A 15,950-nucleotide genomic window follows, 5' to 3' on the forward strand; every position below is an offset into this window, starting at 1 on the left:
TACCGCGAGATTCAAAAAGTCAACAAAGAAAAAGGAGCCCGGCCCGATGAGAAGCCGCTCACTCGCTGTACTTTTTGTTTTTCTCGTCTCGATTCTTGCTTCGGGTGCATTTGCGCAGACGTTTCGCGGAAGCATCCAGGGAACGGTAACGGATTCAACCGGCTCGGCCATCGTCGGCGCGCAGGTGAAGATATTCAGTCCGTCCACCGGTTTTTCTCGCACGCTGACCACCAACGAGCGTGGCGAATATCTGACCTCTGAGCTGCCCCTTGGCAACTACAGCGTCACGGTGGAGAAAGCAGGATTCCGCACCACAACGCTGACCCAGATTCCGGTGAGCGTGGGATCGCCGACACGAGCGGATGCAAAGCTCTCGACCGGCGAGGTGAAGGAACTGGTCGAGGTAACGGCGGACGTTCCGCTGGTCGAAACCTCTTCAAACACAACGGGTGGCACGATTGAGGCGACCGAAGTCGCCGAATTGCCCGTCAACGGACGCGACTTCACAAAGTTGCTGGAACTGGTTCCGGGAACCACGAGCGATCCTCAGGGATCGACGGAGTCTGCGGGCTCGTATGGGCTCTTCAGCATGAACGGCAATCGTGGCCGCTCGAACAACTACCTGCTGGACGGCACGGACATGAATGACGGCTACCGCAACCTGCCCGCGATCAACCAGGCAGGTGTGTGGGGATGTCCCTCGACAATTCTCCCGATGGACGCGTTGGCCGAGATTCCTGTGACGGGCAGCCCGGAAGCTGAGTTTGGACGCAGCTCGGGTGCGACGGTAAATATCGTCACCAAGTCGGGTTCGAACCAGATTCACGGCAGCTTCTTTGAGTATTACCGCGATAGCGCACTGGGCGCTCGCAACTACTTCAACACTCCCGACCAGCCGAAGAACGCGTTCACCAATCATCAGTTTGGCGCATCGGTGGGCGGACCTTTTGTGAAGAACAAGTCGTTCTGGTTTGTGGCCTATGAAGGCCAGCGCGAAGATGGCGGCCTGCCACAGTTGGGAACCGTTCCGACGCAGGCAGATATTGCGGCGGCGACTCCGGCGGGTGGAATCAATCCGGTGATCCAGAAGCTGCTGGCGCGGAACCCTTGGGGCGTACTGCCCGCTTCGGGCGATGGCAGCGTGCAGTTCACGACGCCGTTTGCAAACGACATCAACAGCCTGATCCTGAAGGTGGATCAGCACCTGAACCTGTTCAGCTCGGGCGACCTGCTGACGGGACGCTACTACTTCAGCCACGGGCAGCAGAGCTTCCCGCTGGGAATGCTGTACACGGGCAGCAGCGCGCCGGGGTTCAACACTTCGACACCGACGCACGTGAACATCCTGTCGCTGTCGTACACCTCGATACCGAAGTCGAACCTGATTGTGGAGGTTCGCGGCGGGTACAACCGCTTCCTGCAGGCTTTCTACCCGGCGGACTCGAAGTTCGATCCGAACAGCATTGGGCTCAATACACTGCCTCCGGGATTTGAACAGACGCGTGACTTCGGTCTGCCGACGATCAATGTGGGAGCGTTCAGCCCGATTGGCTCGACTCCGAGCGACGCGCGTGGACGTATCGATACGAACTATCAGCTTTTTGGCAACGTGTCGTACACGAAGGGCGCGCACAACCTGAAAGTTGGATATGAGTGGCGCCGCACGTTCATCAACAGCTTTATGAACTCGGGACATCGCGGCAAGCTGGTGTTCTCGGACTGGCAGGATCCGGTGTCGGGCGATCCGGTGACGGCACTGAGCGAGTTCCTGGCTGGAAACATCACGGGCGGCGGCAGCTCGGCGGCTGGATACAGCACGCGCTACAGCTACCAGAACAGCAATGGCGCCTATCTGCAGGATAGCTGGCGCATCAGCAATCGCATTACGGCCAACCTCGGCGTGCGCTGGGATTATTTCGGCGTGATCGGCGAGAAGAATAATCAGTTCAGCCTGTTCGATCCGATGACGTCGGGTCTGGTGCAGGTTGGTGCGAAGGGCGGTCCGAGCACGCTTTATCCGAAGGACTGGAACAACGTTTCGCCGCGTGTGAGTGTGGTGGATGATCTCTTCGGCAATGGCAAGCTGGTGGTTCGCGCCGGAGCAGGGTTGTTCTATGACGGTGCGTCTCAGGACTTCTTTGTCGGCAACCAGCCGTGGAATACGTATGCGGCGCAGGCTGGCCCGGCGTTCAACAACATTCAATTTTCGTTCCTGAATACGCCGGACGCGAGCAGCCCGGCGAATTACACGACGATCCAGCCGGGAGTCGCGATCTTCGATCCGGCGAGCTACAGCCCGAACAGCGCGTTCACCGTGGCGCAGAATCTGGCGACGCCGGTGTACTTCTCCTACAACCTGAACCTCGAATCGCAGTTGGCGAAGAAAGTGGCAGTGCAGCTCGGATACGTGGGCTCGCAGGGACGCCATCTGTTCCGCTTCCGCGATATCAACCAGTTCAACAACGTGGCGGGCACGACGCAGAACTGCGGCAATGGCACGACGATCGGCTATGGCGAGCAGTGCTTCCCGAGCTACTACTACGTGAATCAGGTGGAGACCAGCGCGTCCTCGACTTACAACTCGCTGCAGGGAACGCTCAAGTTGCAGAACTGGCACGGGCTGAGCTCGACGCTGAACTACACGTGGGCCCACTCGATCGACAACGCCAGCGATGGACTGGATTTTGTACCCAACGCGGCGCAGCCTGACAACAGCTGGAATCCGAGCGGTGAACGAGCGAGCTCGAACTTCGATATTCGCCAGCGTTTGCAGTGGTACTGGACGTATAACCTGCCGCAGTATCAGCGGGCGAAGTGGCTGACGAATGGATGGGCGCTGGATGGCATGTTCAACTATGCGACGGGCCAGCCGTACACGGTGAGCTACATCTTTGAAGGCGATTACAACGGTTCGGGTGAATACTTCGGACGTCCCGACATCATTGGCGATCCTCATGCCGGAGTGCACGGACGCAACCTGCTGAACATGGCTGCGTTCGCGGCTCCATGCACGATCGACGCTAATGGAGATTGCGTGAACGGACATCCGGGCAATGAAGGCCGCAATGCTTTCAACGCTCCGAACTATGCGAACTTCGACTTCTCGGTGACGAAGATGACACACCTGACGGAACGCGTTGCGATGCAGCTTCGCGCTGACATCTTCAACCTGTTCAATCACGTGAACCTGAGCAATCCGCTGTTGCCGGGCTTCGCGGTGGATGCGTTCGTCAACAGCCACGTGGTGGGCAACCGCCTGGTGGCAGGACTGGACCCGGCGGCCTCGTCGAATGGCGTGGTGAACGGAGCGCAGTTCGTGCAGACGACGGCTACTCCGGACGTGGGCAGCGGCAATCCGTATCTCGGTGGAGGCGGTCCGCGCACGGTGCAATTGGCCGTTCGCTTCACCTTCTAACCGGCACTTGTGTGCGGGAGGCCACCTTCGGGTGGCCTTTTCGCTTTGTGGCGATGCCTACGGTCTTTGCCTCGCTTTGTGGACGAAGATACCTGTAAGTCCCAAATCTTGACTGCATTTGCGCTACTCTGCTTTACACTTCAACATGGAGAGTCAACTCTCAAACCGTGCCGTAAACGGGGCCAGTTGTCTTGGCGATTTAGGGAGCTAATACCTGAAATGAAAAAACTCATTCGCGCCTGTTGTCTGGTGGGGCTTGCCGCAGCTTTGTGCAGCACGCCACAGGCTTGGGCGTCGTCCACCCCTACGGGGAAGCAGGACGTTGTGCTCGGCAGCATGGAGCGGGAACTGCAACGCGCCAACACCGAGCTTGGCAAGCTGTCGCCCGCTCCTTACTTCATCAGCTACACGGTGTATGACCAGCAGGTATCGCTGGCGGTCGGGATCAATGGCACTCTGATCACGAGTACGACGGGGCGGAAGCGCGCAGCGGACGTCATCATGCGTGTGGGCTCGCCCAGCCTTGATAACGCGCACGGAGAGTCACGGCCTTCCGCGATCCACACGGACACACTGCCGCTGGACGATGATGCCGACGCGATTGCGCATGGGTTGTGGCGAATGACGTTTGGCGAGTATCGCAGGGCATCGGCGGCGTTTCTGAACGTGCAGACGAAGTCGCAGGTGAAGGCGAAGGAAGACGATCTCTCGGCGGATTTCAGCAAAGAGGTCGCGCAGGTTCACGCGGAATATAAGGAAGTGGCTCCGGCTCCGGATCAGAAAGATATGGAGGCTTTTGCGCGGCGCTTCTCGGCGGCGTTCAAGAAGTATCCGTTTATCTACTCGTCGGGGGTGATGGTGGCGAGCGAGAAGGAGCTGCGGAGGTTCGTCTCGAGCGAAGGTGGAAAGATCGTGACGCCGGAAACGGTGGTGCGCATGGTGATCCAGGCGGAGACGCGGGCGGAAGACGGCATGGAGTTGATGCGGGTGGAGACGTTCCAGGCCGATTCGCTGAACAAGCTTCCGGCGGGGGAAGAGATCGAAGCCAAGGTCGAGAAGATGGCGAAGGACTTGAAAGCTCTGCGCGAAGCTCCGGTGGCGGAGCCGTATGACGGCCCGGCGCTGCTTTCGGGACGCGCCTCGGGAGTGTTCTTCCACGAAGTGCTGGGACACAGGCTGGAAGGTCAGCGGCAACGCGGCGACGAGGAAGGACAGACCTTCACGAAGAAGTTGAATCAGGCAGTACTGCCGGAATTTTTGTCGGTGACGGACGACCCGACGGTACGCGCGATGAACGGCACGAGGCTGGCCGGTTGGTACGAGTACGACGATGAGGGCGTTCCGGCGATGAAGGTTGAGGTGATCAAGAACGGCATTCTGCGGAACTTCCTGCTGTCGCGCATGCCAATCAATGGATTCGATCACTCGAACGGACATGGGCGCGCGCAGACAGGGTTTATGCCGGTGGGACGGCAGGGAAACCTGATTGTGACCTCGACGAAAACGGTGAAGGATTCGGAGCTGAGGCAGAAGTTGCTGGACGAGGCGAAGAAGCAAGGCAAGCCGTATGGATTGTACTTCGAGGACATCCAGGGTGGATTCACGCTGACGCAACGCTCGGCTCCGCAGGCTTTCCAGGTGCTGCCGGTGATGGTGTGGCGCGTGTATGCCGATGGGCGTCCGGATGAACTGGTACGCGGAGTGGACATTGTGGGTACGCCACTTTCGGCGATGACGCGCATTGTGGTCACGGGCGATACGCCAGCGGTGTTTAACGGCGTTTGCGGAGCGGAGTCAGGCGGAGTGGCGGTTTCGGCTGCGGCCCCGGCGATTCTGTTCTCGGAGATCGAAGTGCAGAAACGAGCGCACTCGAAAGAACGGTTGCCGATATTGCCGCCTCCGGGCTTTGAACAACCGCAGGAAGCGAAGACCACGACGCATTCGGGAGGGCAGCAGTAATGAAAACGAATCTGAGAAGATGGCTGCTCGCTGCTACGGTGCTGTGCTCGAGTGTGTTGTTTGCTGCCGATGCGAAGAGCGCGCAGACGGAAGACACGATTCTGCGCGATTTGCAGACGGAGATGGCTCGCTCGAAATCGCAACTGCGGCTGGAGAATATGTCCACGCCGTACTTCATCGATTATCGCGTGGTCGATATTGATGATTGGGAAGCCGATGTGGCGCTGGGCGGAGTGCGCAACGAGACACGCGGGCGAGTGCGGTTTCTGCTGGTGCAGGTAAGGCTGGGAGATTACAAGCAGGATAACTCGAGCGCACGCGGCGAGGGCACGATGGAAGTGGTGCCGCTCGATGGCGACTCGCAGGCTTTCCGGTTCCAGGTGTGGAGCGCGACGGACAAGGCCTACAAGCAGGCAGTCGAAGCTCTGACGGAGAAGCAGGCGCGGCTGAAGCAGTTGACCATCGATCATCCGGTGGATGACTTTGCGCATGCAGAGCCAGTGCAGTCGATTGAGCCTACGGTGGAGCTGAAAGTGGAGCGCGAGCCGTGGCTGAAGATGCTGCGTGAGGCGACGGCGCTGTACACGAAGGATGCGAAGATTCAGTTCCTGGGATCGACGTTGAGCGCCAGGGCGGTGAACCGGTATTACGTGAACTCGGAAGGCACGGTGGTGCGCAGCGGAGAAGAGCTGTATCACGTGGCCATCAACGCGACAACACAGGCTGAGGACGGCATGCGGTTGGATCGTGCGACGGGTTTCACGGCGACCTCGGTACGCGATCTTCCGACGGCGGATGAAGTGCAGAAGCGCACGTTGAAGATGCTCGAAGCGCTAGGGAAGCTGCGCGAGGCACCGCTGGCAGAAGAGGAATATCACGGGCCGGTGCTGATGTCGGCAGACTCGGCTTCGACGGTGTTCTCATCGCTGGTGGGCGAGAACCTGCTGGGTGCGAAACCGGACCTGGGACAGAACGCCCGCGTGCGGGGACAGTTTGCCAGCAGCTATAAGACTCGGGTGCTGCCGGAGTTTCTGACGGTGGTGGACGATCCTACGCTGACGACGATGAGCGGCAAAGCTCTGCTCGGGCACTATGCCGTGGACGACGAAGGCGTGAAGGCGAAACCGGTTCCGCTGGTGGACAAGGGCGTGCTCGTGAGCTACCTGATGGGTCGGCAGCCGGTGCGCGATTTTCCCACGTCGAATGGACATGGACGCGCCAACTTGCCACTGAGCTGGCCAGCTCCAGCGGTGGGAAACCTGGTGGTAAAGGCAACGAACGCAGTCGCGCCGGAGGAGCTAAAAGCTAAGCTGGTGGCGATGTGCAAGGATCGCGGCCAGGAATATGGCTACTACGTGAAGACGATGGCTGGACATCGGATGCCGAGGTTGCTATATCGCGTGTGGGTGAGCGATGGGCATGAGGAGCTGGTGCGCGGTGGAGTGTTCGGCGATCTCGATCAGCGCTCGATGCGAAACGGCATTGTGGCGGCGGGAAATGACGAGTATGTCGAAAACGAGGTGCTGCCGATTCCGCACAGTGTTGTCGCGCCGTCGGTGTTGTTCGATGACCTGGAAGTGAAGCGCCAGACTTCGAATAAGGACAAGTTGCCGGAGTATCCGGCACCGGCGATTGCGAAGAAGTAGGTCGCAGGAGTAACTGGCCCTCATCCCCAAAGGATGAGGGCTTTTTTATTGCGACGAGCGACGGGCTAGAATCGTGTTTTGCTACTGCATGCGTGAGGGACTTCTGCTGCATACGACTGTGGGATCGCTGGTGGTACAACCGTGGTTCGAAAATCTGCGCATCGTGCTGGTACGCTCGCGAAATCCGCTGAACATTGGGGCGGCGGCGCGGGCGATGAGCAATTTTGGATTTACGCATCTGCGGCTGGTAGAGCCGTGGGAGCCTTCGTATCACGATGCGCGCTCGGCGGTGGGTGCGTCGGAGGTGCTGGAAAGTTCGCAAGTATATGGCAGCGTGGCCGACGCTGTGGCGGATTGCAGTCTGGTGGTGGGCACGACGGCGGTGGGCGCGCGGGAGGTGCAGCATCCGGTGCAGGTGCTGGAACAGGGCGCGGAGCGGATGAGGCAGGAGCTGGCAAAGGGCCCGGTGGCGCTGCTGTTTGGGTCGGAGAAGACAGGGCTATCGAATGAGGAATTGAGCCACTGTCACTGGCTGATTCGGATTCCGACGAGAGATCAACATATATCGATGAATCTGGGGCAGGCGGTGGCCGTGTGTGTTTATGAGCTGGCGCGAGGGGCGGCGAAGGCCTCGCAGAAGGGTGCGCCTAGGATGGCTGAGGCGGCGGAGATGGAGCGGCTGACGGAGATCCTGTTTGAGGCGCTGCGGAACAGTGGGTATGTCGGAGAGGCGGGGGAAGAGGCGGCGCTGGAAAAGCTGCGCAGGCTGGTGAGGAGAACAGGGATCGAGAAGGGGGATGCGGAGATTTGGTTGGGCATGATGCGGAACATTTTGTGGAAGACGAAGCACTGAGGGGTTCAGGATGAACTGTAAGGATGAAGAGCAGGAGCAAAGGCAACAACAACCCCGAGGTCCTTCGCTGCGCTCAGGATGACACTTCAAAAGCAAAAGCAAAAGCAAAAGCAAAAGCAAGAGCAGCAGCAACAGCAAGAGCAGCAGCAACAGCAAGAGCAGCAGCCAAAGTCCAAAGCAAAAACAGAGTCAAAGGCGAGAGCAAAGTAAAAGGCAGGAACAAAGTCGAGGCGCAAGAACAGAGTCAACTACCCCACCCTCTACTCGCGGCCATGCTAGTAAAAGAGTGGGGCACTCGTATTTCTAAAATCCCCTCCTTCGTTGTTTATGTGACTCGCAGAAGTGTGAGGGTGAACCAGTCGCGGTCGTCGCACCAGGATTGCTCGATGTGGAAGCCCCCGTTGGTGGCAAGGGATTCGAGCATTGAAGGTGTGAACTTGTAGCTGTTCTCGGTGTGGATGGTTTCGCCAGTTGAGAATGGGACAACGAGGTCGAGAGCGTTGATGTGCACGCGTTGAGAGCACAGGCTTTCAAGGTGCATCTCGATGCGTGACTCGTGGTCGTTCCAGATGATGCGGTGAGCAAAGTTGTCGAGGTCAAAGTCGGCGTCGAAGTCGCGGTTGATGCGAGCGAGGACGTTGAGATTGAACTTGGCAGTCACGCCAGCGGGATCGTCGTAGGCAGGCAGAAGGATATCGACTGGCTTGCGCATGTCCGTGCCGAGCAGAAGCGAGTCGCCGGGGGAAAGAGATGTTCGCAGGCGGCGCAGCAGTGCACAGGCGGCCATGGGTTCGAAGTTTCCGATGCTGGAGCCGATGTAGAGGACGAGTTTGCGTCCGGGGATTTGGGCGAGCGCGGATGCGTGCTGGGTATAGTCGAGCACCAGGGGGTGAACGGCTACCTGTGGGAGTTCGGAGCGGACGCGGGCGTCAGCGACCTCAAGAGCGAATTCGGATACATCGACAGGTATGAATGTAACGGAATGCTGCTGCTCGAGCGCGGCGCGCAGGACGAGCATGGTCTTCTTGGCTGTGCCTGCGCCGAGTTCGATGATGGTGGAAGCGCCTCCGGCCGCGCGGACCATGTCGGCGGCGTGAAGCTCGAAGATCGCCTGCTCGGTGGAGGTGAGGTAGTACTCTGGCTGCTCGGTGATCTGCTCGAAAAGCGCAGAGCCGGTGGCGTCGTAAAAGAGCTTGGGCGGCAGCTTTTTGGGAATGGCGGTGAGGCCATGCAGAACTTCGCGAGCGTTGCCGTCCAGTGGCAGTACGGAAGGATTAACGCTCATCGTTGGCGAGCCTCACTCCCATAAATTGCCAGCGCACATGCGGCGGGAAGAAATTGCGGTAGGTTGCGCGAATGTGAGAGGCAGAGGTTGCAAAAGATCCTCCACGAAGAACGAACTGGTTGCACATGAACTTTCCGTTGTATTCGCCGACGGCTCCGGCTGCGGGGCGAAAGCCGGGATAGGCGAGATAGGCCGAGCCGGTCCACTCCCAGAGATCGCCATAAAGCTGATCCTCTTCGGTGGAAGAGCCGGATATGGTGGGGCGGACATCAAGCGTGAACTCTTCAAGCAGGTTGCCGGTAACTTTGCGATGGCGCGCGGCCTGCTCCCACTCGGTCTCAAGCGGAAGGCGCGCTCCGGCCCAACGGGCGAAGGCATCGGCTTCGTAATAGCTGAGATGGTTGACGGGGGCGGCGAGGTTCAAGGGATTCATGCCGCGCAAGCTGAACTCAAACCACTCACCATCCTTCTGATCCCAATAGAAGGGGGCGCGCCAGCCTTCGCGATTGACGGTGTCCCAACCATCGGAAAGCCAAAGTTCGGGGCGCTGATAGCCGCGGTCATTCATGAATTCGAGGTATTCGGCATTCGTTGCAAGACGCGAGGCGAGGCGATATGGCGCAAGGAACGCCTGAAAACGCGGACGCTCGTTGTCGAAGGCAAAGTGTTCGTCACCGGCGCCGAATTCGAAGGTGCCGCCGGGATGCGATATCCAGCGCAAAGGAGCGGTGCGGGGCGCGGATGCCGACGGGAACGGGATGATGGTGTCATCGGCCGGAAGAGGCGCGTAGGCGGGACGCAGAGGCTGCGTCCAGAAGGCGTGCAGGATGTCGGTGAGAAGAAGTTCCTGATGTTGCTGCTCGTGGTTGATGCCGAGTTCGATGAAGGCGATGAGTTCGGGAGAAAGATCGTGCGACATGAGGCGCTGCATGGCTTCGTCAACGTGGTGGCGATACTGCAGTACGTTGCTGAAGGATGGGCGCGAAAAGGTGCCGCGCTGTGAACGGACGGGGTGTCCGCCGAGCGCCTTGTAATAGGAATTGAAGAGAATGCGGTATTCGGGGTTGAAGATGCGGTATCCGCTGAGTTGCTCGGAGAGGATGAAGGTTTCGAAGAACCAGGTGGTGTGAGCCATGTGCCACTTGGCAGGACTGGCGTCGGGCATGGACTGCACCATGGCATCTTCTTCGGAGAGCGGCTCGGCAAGGCGCAACGTGGTGGAGCGAACCTGATTGAACCGCTCGAGAAGAGATGCTCCAGAATGCAGAGGGATGGTGCCTGGAGTTATGGAAGCCAAAACGACCCTCCACCCCGAGAAAAGACGAACACTGGGGCCAGTAATCAGATGCGCTGAAGCGTGCGTTGGTTCCTTTGATTGTGGCGAGCTGGTCGAAGCACGATGGCGAAGGTCAGGGAGGGACGTGGCAACAGCGCCAATCGTAGGCTCATCTCTCTATTTGCGAACAGATAGAAATAGATAAAGGTGAATGAAAGCAGGAGGCGTTATGCGCGGGCTTTGGATGCTTGCTGGTCTTTCGCTTGGAACGATGATGGTCGTGGCACAGGACGTTCAGCCGAACGTGACTCCAATGGATCGCACGCCTGTGTACCGGGTGAACGTGGTGGCACGCACGGTGCCGGCGGTAAATTATCGCGATCGCAAATCGACCAGGATCGATTTTCGGGGAACCAGCCTGATGCCGGATGGCAGCGGCGAGGCGCGAATTGAGAGCAAGGCAGGACGGCTGGAGATTGATGCAGAACTGAAGAACCTGAGAAATGCAAACTACTACGGTCCCGAATACCTGACGTATGTGCTGTGGGCGATCACGCCGCAGGGGCGTCCGGTGAGCCTGGGTGAAGTGGTGCCGAACGATGATCATAAGGTAAAGATTCATGTGACGGCGAACCTGCAGGCATTTGGCCTGATTGTGACGGCAGAGCCATACTTTGCTGTGACCCGCCCAAGCAATATGACGGTGCTGGAAAACGAGATCCGACACGATACGAAGGGATGGGAGCAGCCGATCACCGCAAAGTACGAGGCCACGGAAAAAGGCGAGTACACGGTGGACCTGGCCAGCAATCAACTTCCGGCTTCGCAGGTGACTCCGGACGAGAAGCGTAGGGTACCGTTGACGCTGCTGGAGGCGCGCAATGCTGTGGCAATTGCAAAGGCAACGGGCGCGCAGCAGTATGCTCCGGACGCACTGGCGCGAGCAGAAGATTTTCTGAGCCGTGGTGAAGATTACATGCGGCGCAAGCAGTCGTCTTCGGCGATTGGCACCGTAGCGAGAGGCGCAGCTCAGGCGGCGGAAGATGCACGCGTGCTGACGATCCGGCGCAAGGCGGACGCAGAGGCAGCAGCGCGGCAAAGAGCAGTGGAAGAACAAGCCCGGGAAGCGAATGAGCGCGCAGCAACGGAACAGGCGAGTGCAGCAGACGCACGCCAGGCAGCGCTCCAGGCTCAGCAGGAACGCCAGGCGGCGGAGCAGGCAAAGGCTGAAGCCCTGCAGGCTCAGCAGCAGGCCGAAGCTGCACGCCAGGCTGCACTGGCTCAGCAGCAGGCTCTAGCGGCGCAGGCACAGACGGCAGAGCAGCGGGCGCAACAGGAATCCGCGAGGGCGCAACAGGCCGAACTGGAAAAGGAACAGATGCGGCAGCGGTTGCTGACGCAGTTGAACCAAGTTTTGCAGACGCGCGATACGGCTCGTGGGTTGATTGTGAACATGAGCGATGTGCTGTTTGATCTGGATAAATCGACGCTTAAGCCGGGAGCAAAGGTGAGGCTGGCGAAGGTGGCGGGAATCATCCAGGCGTATCCGGACTTGAGGCTGCAGATCGAGGGTTATACGGATTCAACGGGCTCGCTGGAGCATAATCAGGAGCTTTCGGATCGACGTGCGGCGGCAGTGAGGGATTTTCTGATTGCGCAGGGAGTGAGTCCGAATAATGTCTCGGCACAGGGCCTGGGGCCGTCGAATCCGGTGGCGACGAATGCGACTCCGCAGGGGCGACAGATGAATCGCCGGGTGGACCTGGTGGTGAACGGAGAATCGATTGCGGCCCGGCAGAGGCCCGCGGACGCAAATGCAGCTCCGGCGATGGGCGCTCCGGTGACGTCTGATCCGAGGCAGCAGGTGACGCCTAGTGAGCAGCGATGAGGTGGGGTAGATGTAAGCGGTGGTGGTGCCAACTCGCCAGCAGTAAGAGTGCTGAGTCGGAGTGATAGAGGAAACGCAAAACACCCACCTCTGCCAGAGACGGGCAGAGGTGGGGCACCAAGACTAGGGGGCGCGGGCATGGTGCTCGCGCTCTCGTTTTTATGGCGGGACTTGAAAAGAATGGGGCGAGCGCTGAAACTGGTGCGATGAAAGCTGTCGCTATTATCCCCTCTCGAATTGCCTCAACCCGGCTGCCACGGAAACCGCTGCGCGAAATCCTCGGAAAGCCGATGATTCAGCGCGTGTATGAAGCTGCACGGGCATGCAAGAAGCTGAGCGATGTGATCGTCGCTACGGATTCGGATGAGATTTTTTCGTTGTGCCAGCGGAATGGCTGGAACGTGCAGATGACTTCGGCGGAGTGTCGGAGCGGTACGGATCGGGTGCGCGAGGTGGCGCAGCGGGTCTCGGCCGACATCTATGTGAATGTGCAGGGCGATGAGCCGCTGGCGCGGCCGGAGCATCTGGATGCGCTTCTTTCGGCGATGAAGCCGGGCGTGGAAGTGGGAACGGTCTATACGCCGTGTGTGGCCGAGGATGTGGCGAATCCGAACGCGGTGAAGATTGTGACGGCGCTGAATGGGCGTGCGCTGTACTTTTCGCGGGCGACAATTCCTTTCGACCGCGACCGCAGAGGCGATGTGCGGTATTTCAAGCATCTGGGGTTCTATGCGTACACGCGGCAGGCGCTGGAGCAGTTTTGCACGTGGCCGGAGTCGGAGTTGGAGAGGAGCGAACGGCTGGAGCAGTTGCGATTCCTCGATCATGGTGTGGATATCTATGCGGCTGAGACGCCCTACGACACCGTGGGAGTGGATACGGAGGAAGACGTGCGCAGGGTGGAGGAGATTCTGCGCAGCGAAGGGCGAGCGTAACGGCTATTTAACTTCGAGGGTGATTTGAGCTTTCTCGGAGTGTCCGGCTCCATCGTCGGCGGTGAAGGTGTAGGTGGTGGTCTTCTGCGGCGTGACGTCAACGCAGCGATTGATGGAAGGCCAGACGTTGGCGACGGGCGGGTCGAAGGCGACGTTTTTCGCATTGGCAACGCCATAGCAGATCTGCGAGGGTTCGCCCTTGTGGAGGATGGCAGGCGAGGCGAACAGGGCGGTGATCTTGAGCCGTGTGCCGCCGTTTAATTCGACGTCCCTGCGGGCACGCTCGATCTCGTGGGCTTCGGCGTCGCGGCGGGCGTTGCGCGCGGCGCTCCAACGGGAGTAAAAGATCCATCCGGCGTAGAGCGCGGCGAGCACGACGAGGATGGGCATGAGGAGCGGGACGCGTTGGAGGATGGTTTTGCGAGGCTCGGTCATTTCAATCACGGATTGTATCGTACCGGGTGAGGGTGGGTTCAGGTGGGAGGCGGGTGCTGCGGTGTAGGAACTACCCCACCTTGAACTCGCGAAAGGCGCGAGTTCAAGGGTAGGGCGCCCCATGATTTGAAGGCATCTCGGATGATCAGGCGGAGGATCGCTGATGAATCAACAGAAGAAGCTGGATTCGCTGGCAGCGCGGTACAGGGTGGATAAAGGCCGAAAGTTTCGTTTGGGAGATTTTGATCCGGCGGATACGGCGGGATTGTCGCAGGACTTCAAGGATCAATCAGATGACTTGTTGCAGCGCTCGAACGAGCAACTCTCCGAGTTGCAGGATATGCTCTATGCGCAGGACAGGTGGGCGCTGCTGCTGATTTTTCAGGCGATGGACGCGGCGGGCAAGGATGGCACGATCAAGCACGTGATGAGCGGAGTGAATCCACAGGGATGCCAGGTGTATTCGTTCAAGTCGCCCTCGACGGAGGAACTGGATCACGGCTATCTGTGGCGAACGTCAAAAAGCATGCCGGCGCGAGGGCATATCGGCATCTTCAACCGCTCGTACTACGAAGAGGTGCTGGTGGTGAAGGTGCATCCGGAACTGCTGGCGGCAGAGAAGATTCCGGAGGTGTGCGTTGGGGACAATCTCTGGCAGGACCGCTATGAGGACATCTGCGCGTTTGAACGGTATTCGGTGAGGAATGGCACGGCGATCCGAAAATTCTTCCTGAATGTGAGCAAGCAGGAGCAGAAGGAACGTTTCTTGTCGCGGCTGGACGAACCGGAGAAGAACTGGAAGTTTTCGGCGGCGGATGTGCGCGAGCGCGGCTTCTGGAATGACTACCAGGACGCGTACGAGCAGATGATTCGACATACGGCGACAAAGGAGGCACCGTGGTTCGTGGTTCCGGCGGACAACAAGTGGTATGCAAGGCTTGTGGTTTCATCGGTGATTGTGGACGCGCTGAAAGAGATGAAGCTGTCGTATCCGGAGGTGAGCGCGGAGAAGCGGAAGGAACTGGATGCGGCGCGTAAGGAACTGGAAGGCAAAAAGAATCCGAAGAAGTCGAGCGTGGCGTGAGCAGTCATCAGGTCTGCTTCACTTGCCACGTGAGCGCGTGACAAAATAAGGGAAACTTATGAGTACTGAACACGAGATGGAAGAATTGCAGGAAGCAGCCGAGCATGGCCGCGATCATTCTTCGCTGGCGCCAGTGAGTCTGACGATGTCGATTCTGGCGGTGCTGGTGGCAGTGGCGGCGCTGTTGAGTCATCGGGCGCACACGGAAGAGGTTCTGCTGCAGAACAAGGCGACGGATACGTGGGCTTATTACCAGGCGAAGAATATTCGCCGGCACACGATGGAACAGCTTGACGAGATTCTAAAGGTCGTTCCCCTGAAGGATGCGGCAGCCGGAGAGGCGCTGCTGAAGAAAAACGAAGCCGCGATTGAAAAACAGCACTCGGAGCAGGAAAAGGTTCAGGAAGAGGCTAAGGGACTGGAGGAAAGAGTCGAGCTGTTTGAGCATCGGGCGAACCGGTACGACCTGGGTGAGACTCTGCTGGAGGTGGGGCTAGTGATCTGTTCGATCACGCTGCTGACGAAGAGGCGCGGGTACTGGGTCATGGGAATCGTGTTTGGAGTGATCGGGATCGTGCTGACGGCGTCGGGAGCGTTGCTGCACTAGAAACCCATTCGACAGTCGACGTAAGAGCAACATGCGAGGCCCCATGTCTGCCAATTGTGGCGGATGCGGGGCCTTCAGTGTTGTTAGAAGCTGGGGGTGTCGGGGAATTTGGAGGTGGCTAGCACTTTGTCGAGGGTGGTCAGGTGCAGTAGTTCTTTTACGCGCTGGCTGAGACTGCTGAATCTGAATTCGCAACCGGCTCGGCGCGCTGACACCCAGATGCCTACAAGAGTGCCAAGGCCAGAGCTATCCATGTGATGGACGTCCGAGAGGTCGAGAACGATGTTCTGCTTTTGATCGATGGCGCCACGGACTTGGTCGCGTAGCTGGTGGGCGGTGGCGGAGTTGACCCGGCCGTGGCAACGAAACATCATTTCGGAGCCGACGACTTCGGTTGAGATTTGCAGTTCGGTGGCGGGGCCCACGGGGTTGGCTGCCATGGAAGACCTCCTGGGTGGGGTTGGCGGACATAGATGCTGGGACAGAGCGGGTTGTTGCAAGGGCGCGTCGTAGAAAAACTTGTGTCAGCAGTGGAGGAGCAACGGCAAAAGGCAACCCCGAGGTCCT

General features: G+C 59.1%; 13 protein-coding genes. 9 read left to right on the plus strand and 4 right to left on the minus strand.

Going from position 1 to position 15,950, the window contains the following annotated elements:
- The first annotated feature begins 46 nt into the window (after positions 1–46).
- The 5 genes from AC6IY8_RS18220 to AC6IY8_RS18240 all read left to right on the plus strand — a co-directional run bounded on the left by AC6IY8_RS18220 (position 47) and on the right by AC6IY8_RS18240 (position 8,083).
- Positions 47–3,415: a TonB-dependent receptor gene (locus AC6IY8_RS18220; RefSeq protein ID WP_497776180.1), complete on the plus strand. Its 3,369-nt coding sequence runs from the start codon at positions 47–49 to the stop codon at positions 3,413–3,415.
- Between the two features lie 219 nt (positions 3,416–3,634).
- Positions 3,635–5,374, plus strand: coding sequence for a TldD/PmbA family protein (locus AC6IY8_RS18225; protein ID WP_497776181.1), 1,740 nt, complete (start codon positions 3,635–3,637; stop codon positions 5,372–5,374).
- Entirely contained in the window at positions 5,374–7,020 is a 1,647-nt protein-coding gene (locus AC6IY8_RS18230; protein ID WP_497776182.1) for a metallopeptidase TldD-related protein, read from the plus strand. Before AC6IY8_RS18225 ends, AC6IY8_RS18230 begins: the two co-directional genes overlap by 1 nt.
- An 88-nt stretch (positions 7,021–7,108) precedes the next feature.
- Positions 7,109–7,873: an RNA methyltransferase gene (locus tag AC6IY8_RS18235; protein ID WP_497776184.1), complete on the plus strand. Its 765-nt coding sequence runs from the start codon at positions 7,109–7,111 to the stop codon at positions 7,871–7,873.
- Between the two features lie 78 nt (positions 7,874–7,951).
- Entirely contained in the window at positions 7,952–8,083 is a 132-nt protein-coding gene (locus AC6IY8_RS18240) for a hypothetical protein (RefSeq protein ID WP_497776186.1), read from the plus strand.
- Positions 8,084–8,198: 115 nt separating this feature from the next.
- Here the strand turns inward: AC6IY8_RS18240 and egtD are convergent, their stop codons facing one another.
- Both egtD and egtB read right to left on the minus strand, forming a co-directional pair.
- Positions 8,199–9,158 (minus strand): L-histidine N(alpha)-methyltransferase, encoded by a 960-nt coding sequence (gene egtD, locus AC6IY8_RS18245; RefSeq protein ID WP_497776188.1) that lies wholly within the window; start codon positions 9,156–9,158, stop codon positions 8,199–8,201.
- Positions 9,148–10,455 carry an ergothioneine biosynthesis protein EgtB gene (egtB, locus tag AC6IY8_RS18250; RefSeq protein ID WP_497776189.1) on the minus strand — a complete coding sequence of 436 codons (1,308 nt, stop codon included), beginning with the start codon at positions 10,453–10,455 and terminating at the stop codon, positions 9,148–9,150. Before egtB ends, egtD begins: the two co-directional genes overlap by 11 nt.
- A gap of 208 nt (positions 10,456–10,663) precedes the next feature.
- Between egtB and AC6IY8_RS18255 the strand changes: the two genes are divergently transcribed.
- Complete coding sequence (locus tag AC6IY8_RS18255; RefSeq protein ID WP_497776191.1) at positions 10,664–12,322, plus strand: OmpA family protein; 1,659 nt, start codon at positions 10,664–10,666, stop codon at positions 12,320–12,322.
- Between the two features lie 206 nt (positions 12,323–12,528).
- Positions 12,529–13,257 carry a 3-deoxy-manno-octulosonate cytidylyltransferase gene (kdsB, locus tag AC6IY8_RS18260; protein WP_497776192.1) on the plus strand — a complete coding sequence of 243 codons (729 nt, stop codon included), beginning with the start codon at positions 12,529–12,531 and terminating at the stop codon, positions 13,255–13,257.
- Between the two features lie 3 nt (positions 13,258–13,260).
- Here kdsB and AC6IY8_RS18265 read toward each other — a convergent pair whose 3' ends face one another.
- Positions 13,261–13,692, minus strand: a complete 432-nt coding sequence (locus AC6IY8_RS18265) for a hypothetical protein (RefSeq protein WP_497776193.1) — start codon at positions 13,690–13,692, stop codon at positions 13,261–13,263.
- A 163-nt stretch (positions 13,693–13,855) separates the two neighbouring features.
- On the opposite strand from AC6IY8_RS18265, the gene AC6IY8_RS18270 reads away from it, so the two are divergent.
- Together AC6IY8_RS18270 and AC6IY8_RS18275 are read left to right on the plus strand one after the other, a co-directional pair.
- Positions 13,856–14,776: a polyphosphate kinase 2 family protein gene (locus AC6IY8_RS18270; RefSeq protein ID WP_497776195.1), complete on the plus strand. Its 921-nt coding sequence runs from the start codon at positions 13,856–13,858 to the stop codon at positions 14,774–14,776.
- A 58-nt stretch (positions 14,777–14,834) separates the two neighbouring features.
- On the plus strand, positions 14,835–15,383 hold the full coding sequence (locus AC6IY8_RS18275; protein WP_497776197.1) for a DUF4337 domain-containing protein: 549 nt from the start codon (positions 14,835–14,837) through the stop codon (positions 15,381–15,383).
- 83 nt (positions 15,384–15,466) lie between these two features.
- Here AC6IY8_RS18275 and AC6IY8_RS18280 read toward each other — a convergent pair whose 3' ends face one another.
- A complete protein-coding gene (locus AC6IY8_RS18280; protein ID WP_497776198.1) occupies positions 15,467–15,823 on the minus strand; it encodes an STAS domain-containing protein in 357 nt (118 codons plus the stop codon).
- Positions 15,824–15,950: the final 127 nt, after the last annotated feature.

This window comes from Koromonas soli (genome assembly GCF_059726265.1).

Excerpts from the sequence above, each read along its gene's own strand:
- AC6IY8_RS18275 (WP_497776197.1), top strand. The coding sequence starts at position 14,835 with ATGAGTACTGAACACGAGATGGAAGAATTGCAGGAAGCAGCCGAGCAT.
- AC6IY8_RS18280 (WP_497776198.1), bottom strand. The coding sequence starts at position 15,823 with ATGGCAGCCAACCCCGTGGGCCCCGCCACCGAACTGCAAATCTCAACC.
- AC6IY8_RS18265 (WP_497776193.1), bottom strand. The coding sequence starts at position 13,692 with ATGACCGAGCCTCGCAAAACCATCCTCCAACGCGTCCCGCTCCTCATG.
- AC6IY8_RS18240 (WP_497776186.1), top strand. The coding sequence starts at position 7,952 with ATGACACTTCAAAAGCAAAAGCAAAAGCAAAAGCAAAAGCAAGAGCAG.
- AC6IY8_RS18255 (WP_497776191.1), top strand. The coding sequence starts at position 10,664 with ATGCGCGGGCTTTGGATGCTTGCTGGTCTTTCGCTTGGAACGATGATG.
- AC6IY8_RS18220 (WP_497776180.1), top strand. The coding sequence starts at position 47 with ATGAGAAGCCGCTCACTCGCTGTACTTTTTGTTTTTCTCGTCTCGATT.
- AC6IY8_RS18230 (WP_497776182.1), top strand. The coding sequence starts at position 5,374 with ATGAAAACGAATCTGAGAAGATGGCTGCTCGCTGCTACGGTGCTGTGC.
- AC6IY8_RS18270 (WP_497776195.1), top strand. The coding sequence starts at position 13,856 with ATGAATCAACAGAAGAAGCTGGATTCGCTGGCAGCGCGGTACAGGGTG.
- AC6IY8_RS18235 (WP_497776184.1), top strand. The coding sequence starts at position 7,109 with ATGCGTGAGGGACTTCTGCTGCATACGACTGTGGGATCGCTGGTGGTA.
- egtD (WP_497776188.1), bottom strand. The coding sequence starts at position 9,158 with ATGAGCGTTAATCCTTCCGTACTGCCACTGGACGGCAACGCTCGCGAA.
- AC6IY8_RS18225 (WP_497776181.1), top strand. The coding sequence starts at position 3,635 with ATGAAAAAACTCATTCGCGCCTGTTGTCTGGTGGGGCTTGCCGCAGCT.
- kdsB (WP_497776192.1), top strand. The coding sequence starts at position 12,529 with ATGAAAGCTGTCGCTATTATCCCCTCTCGAATTGCCTCAACCCGGCTG.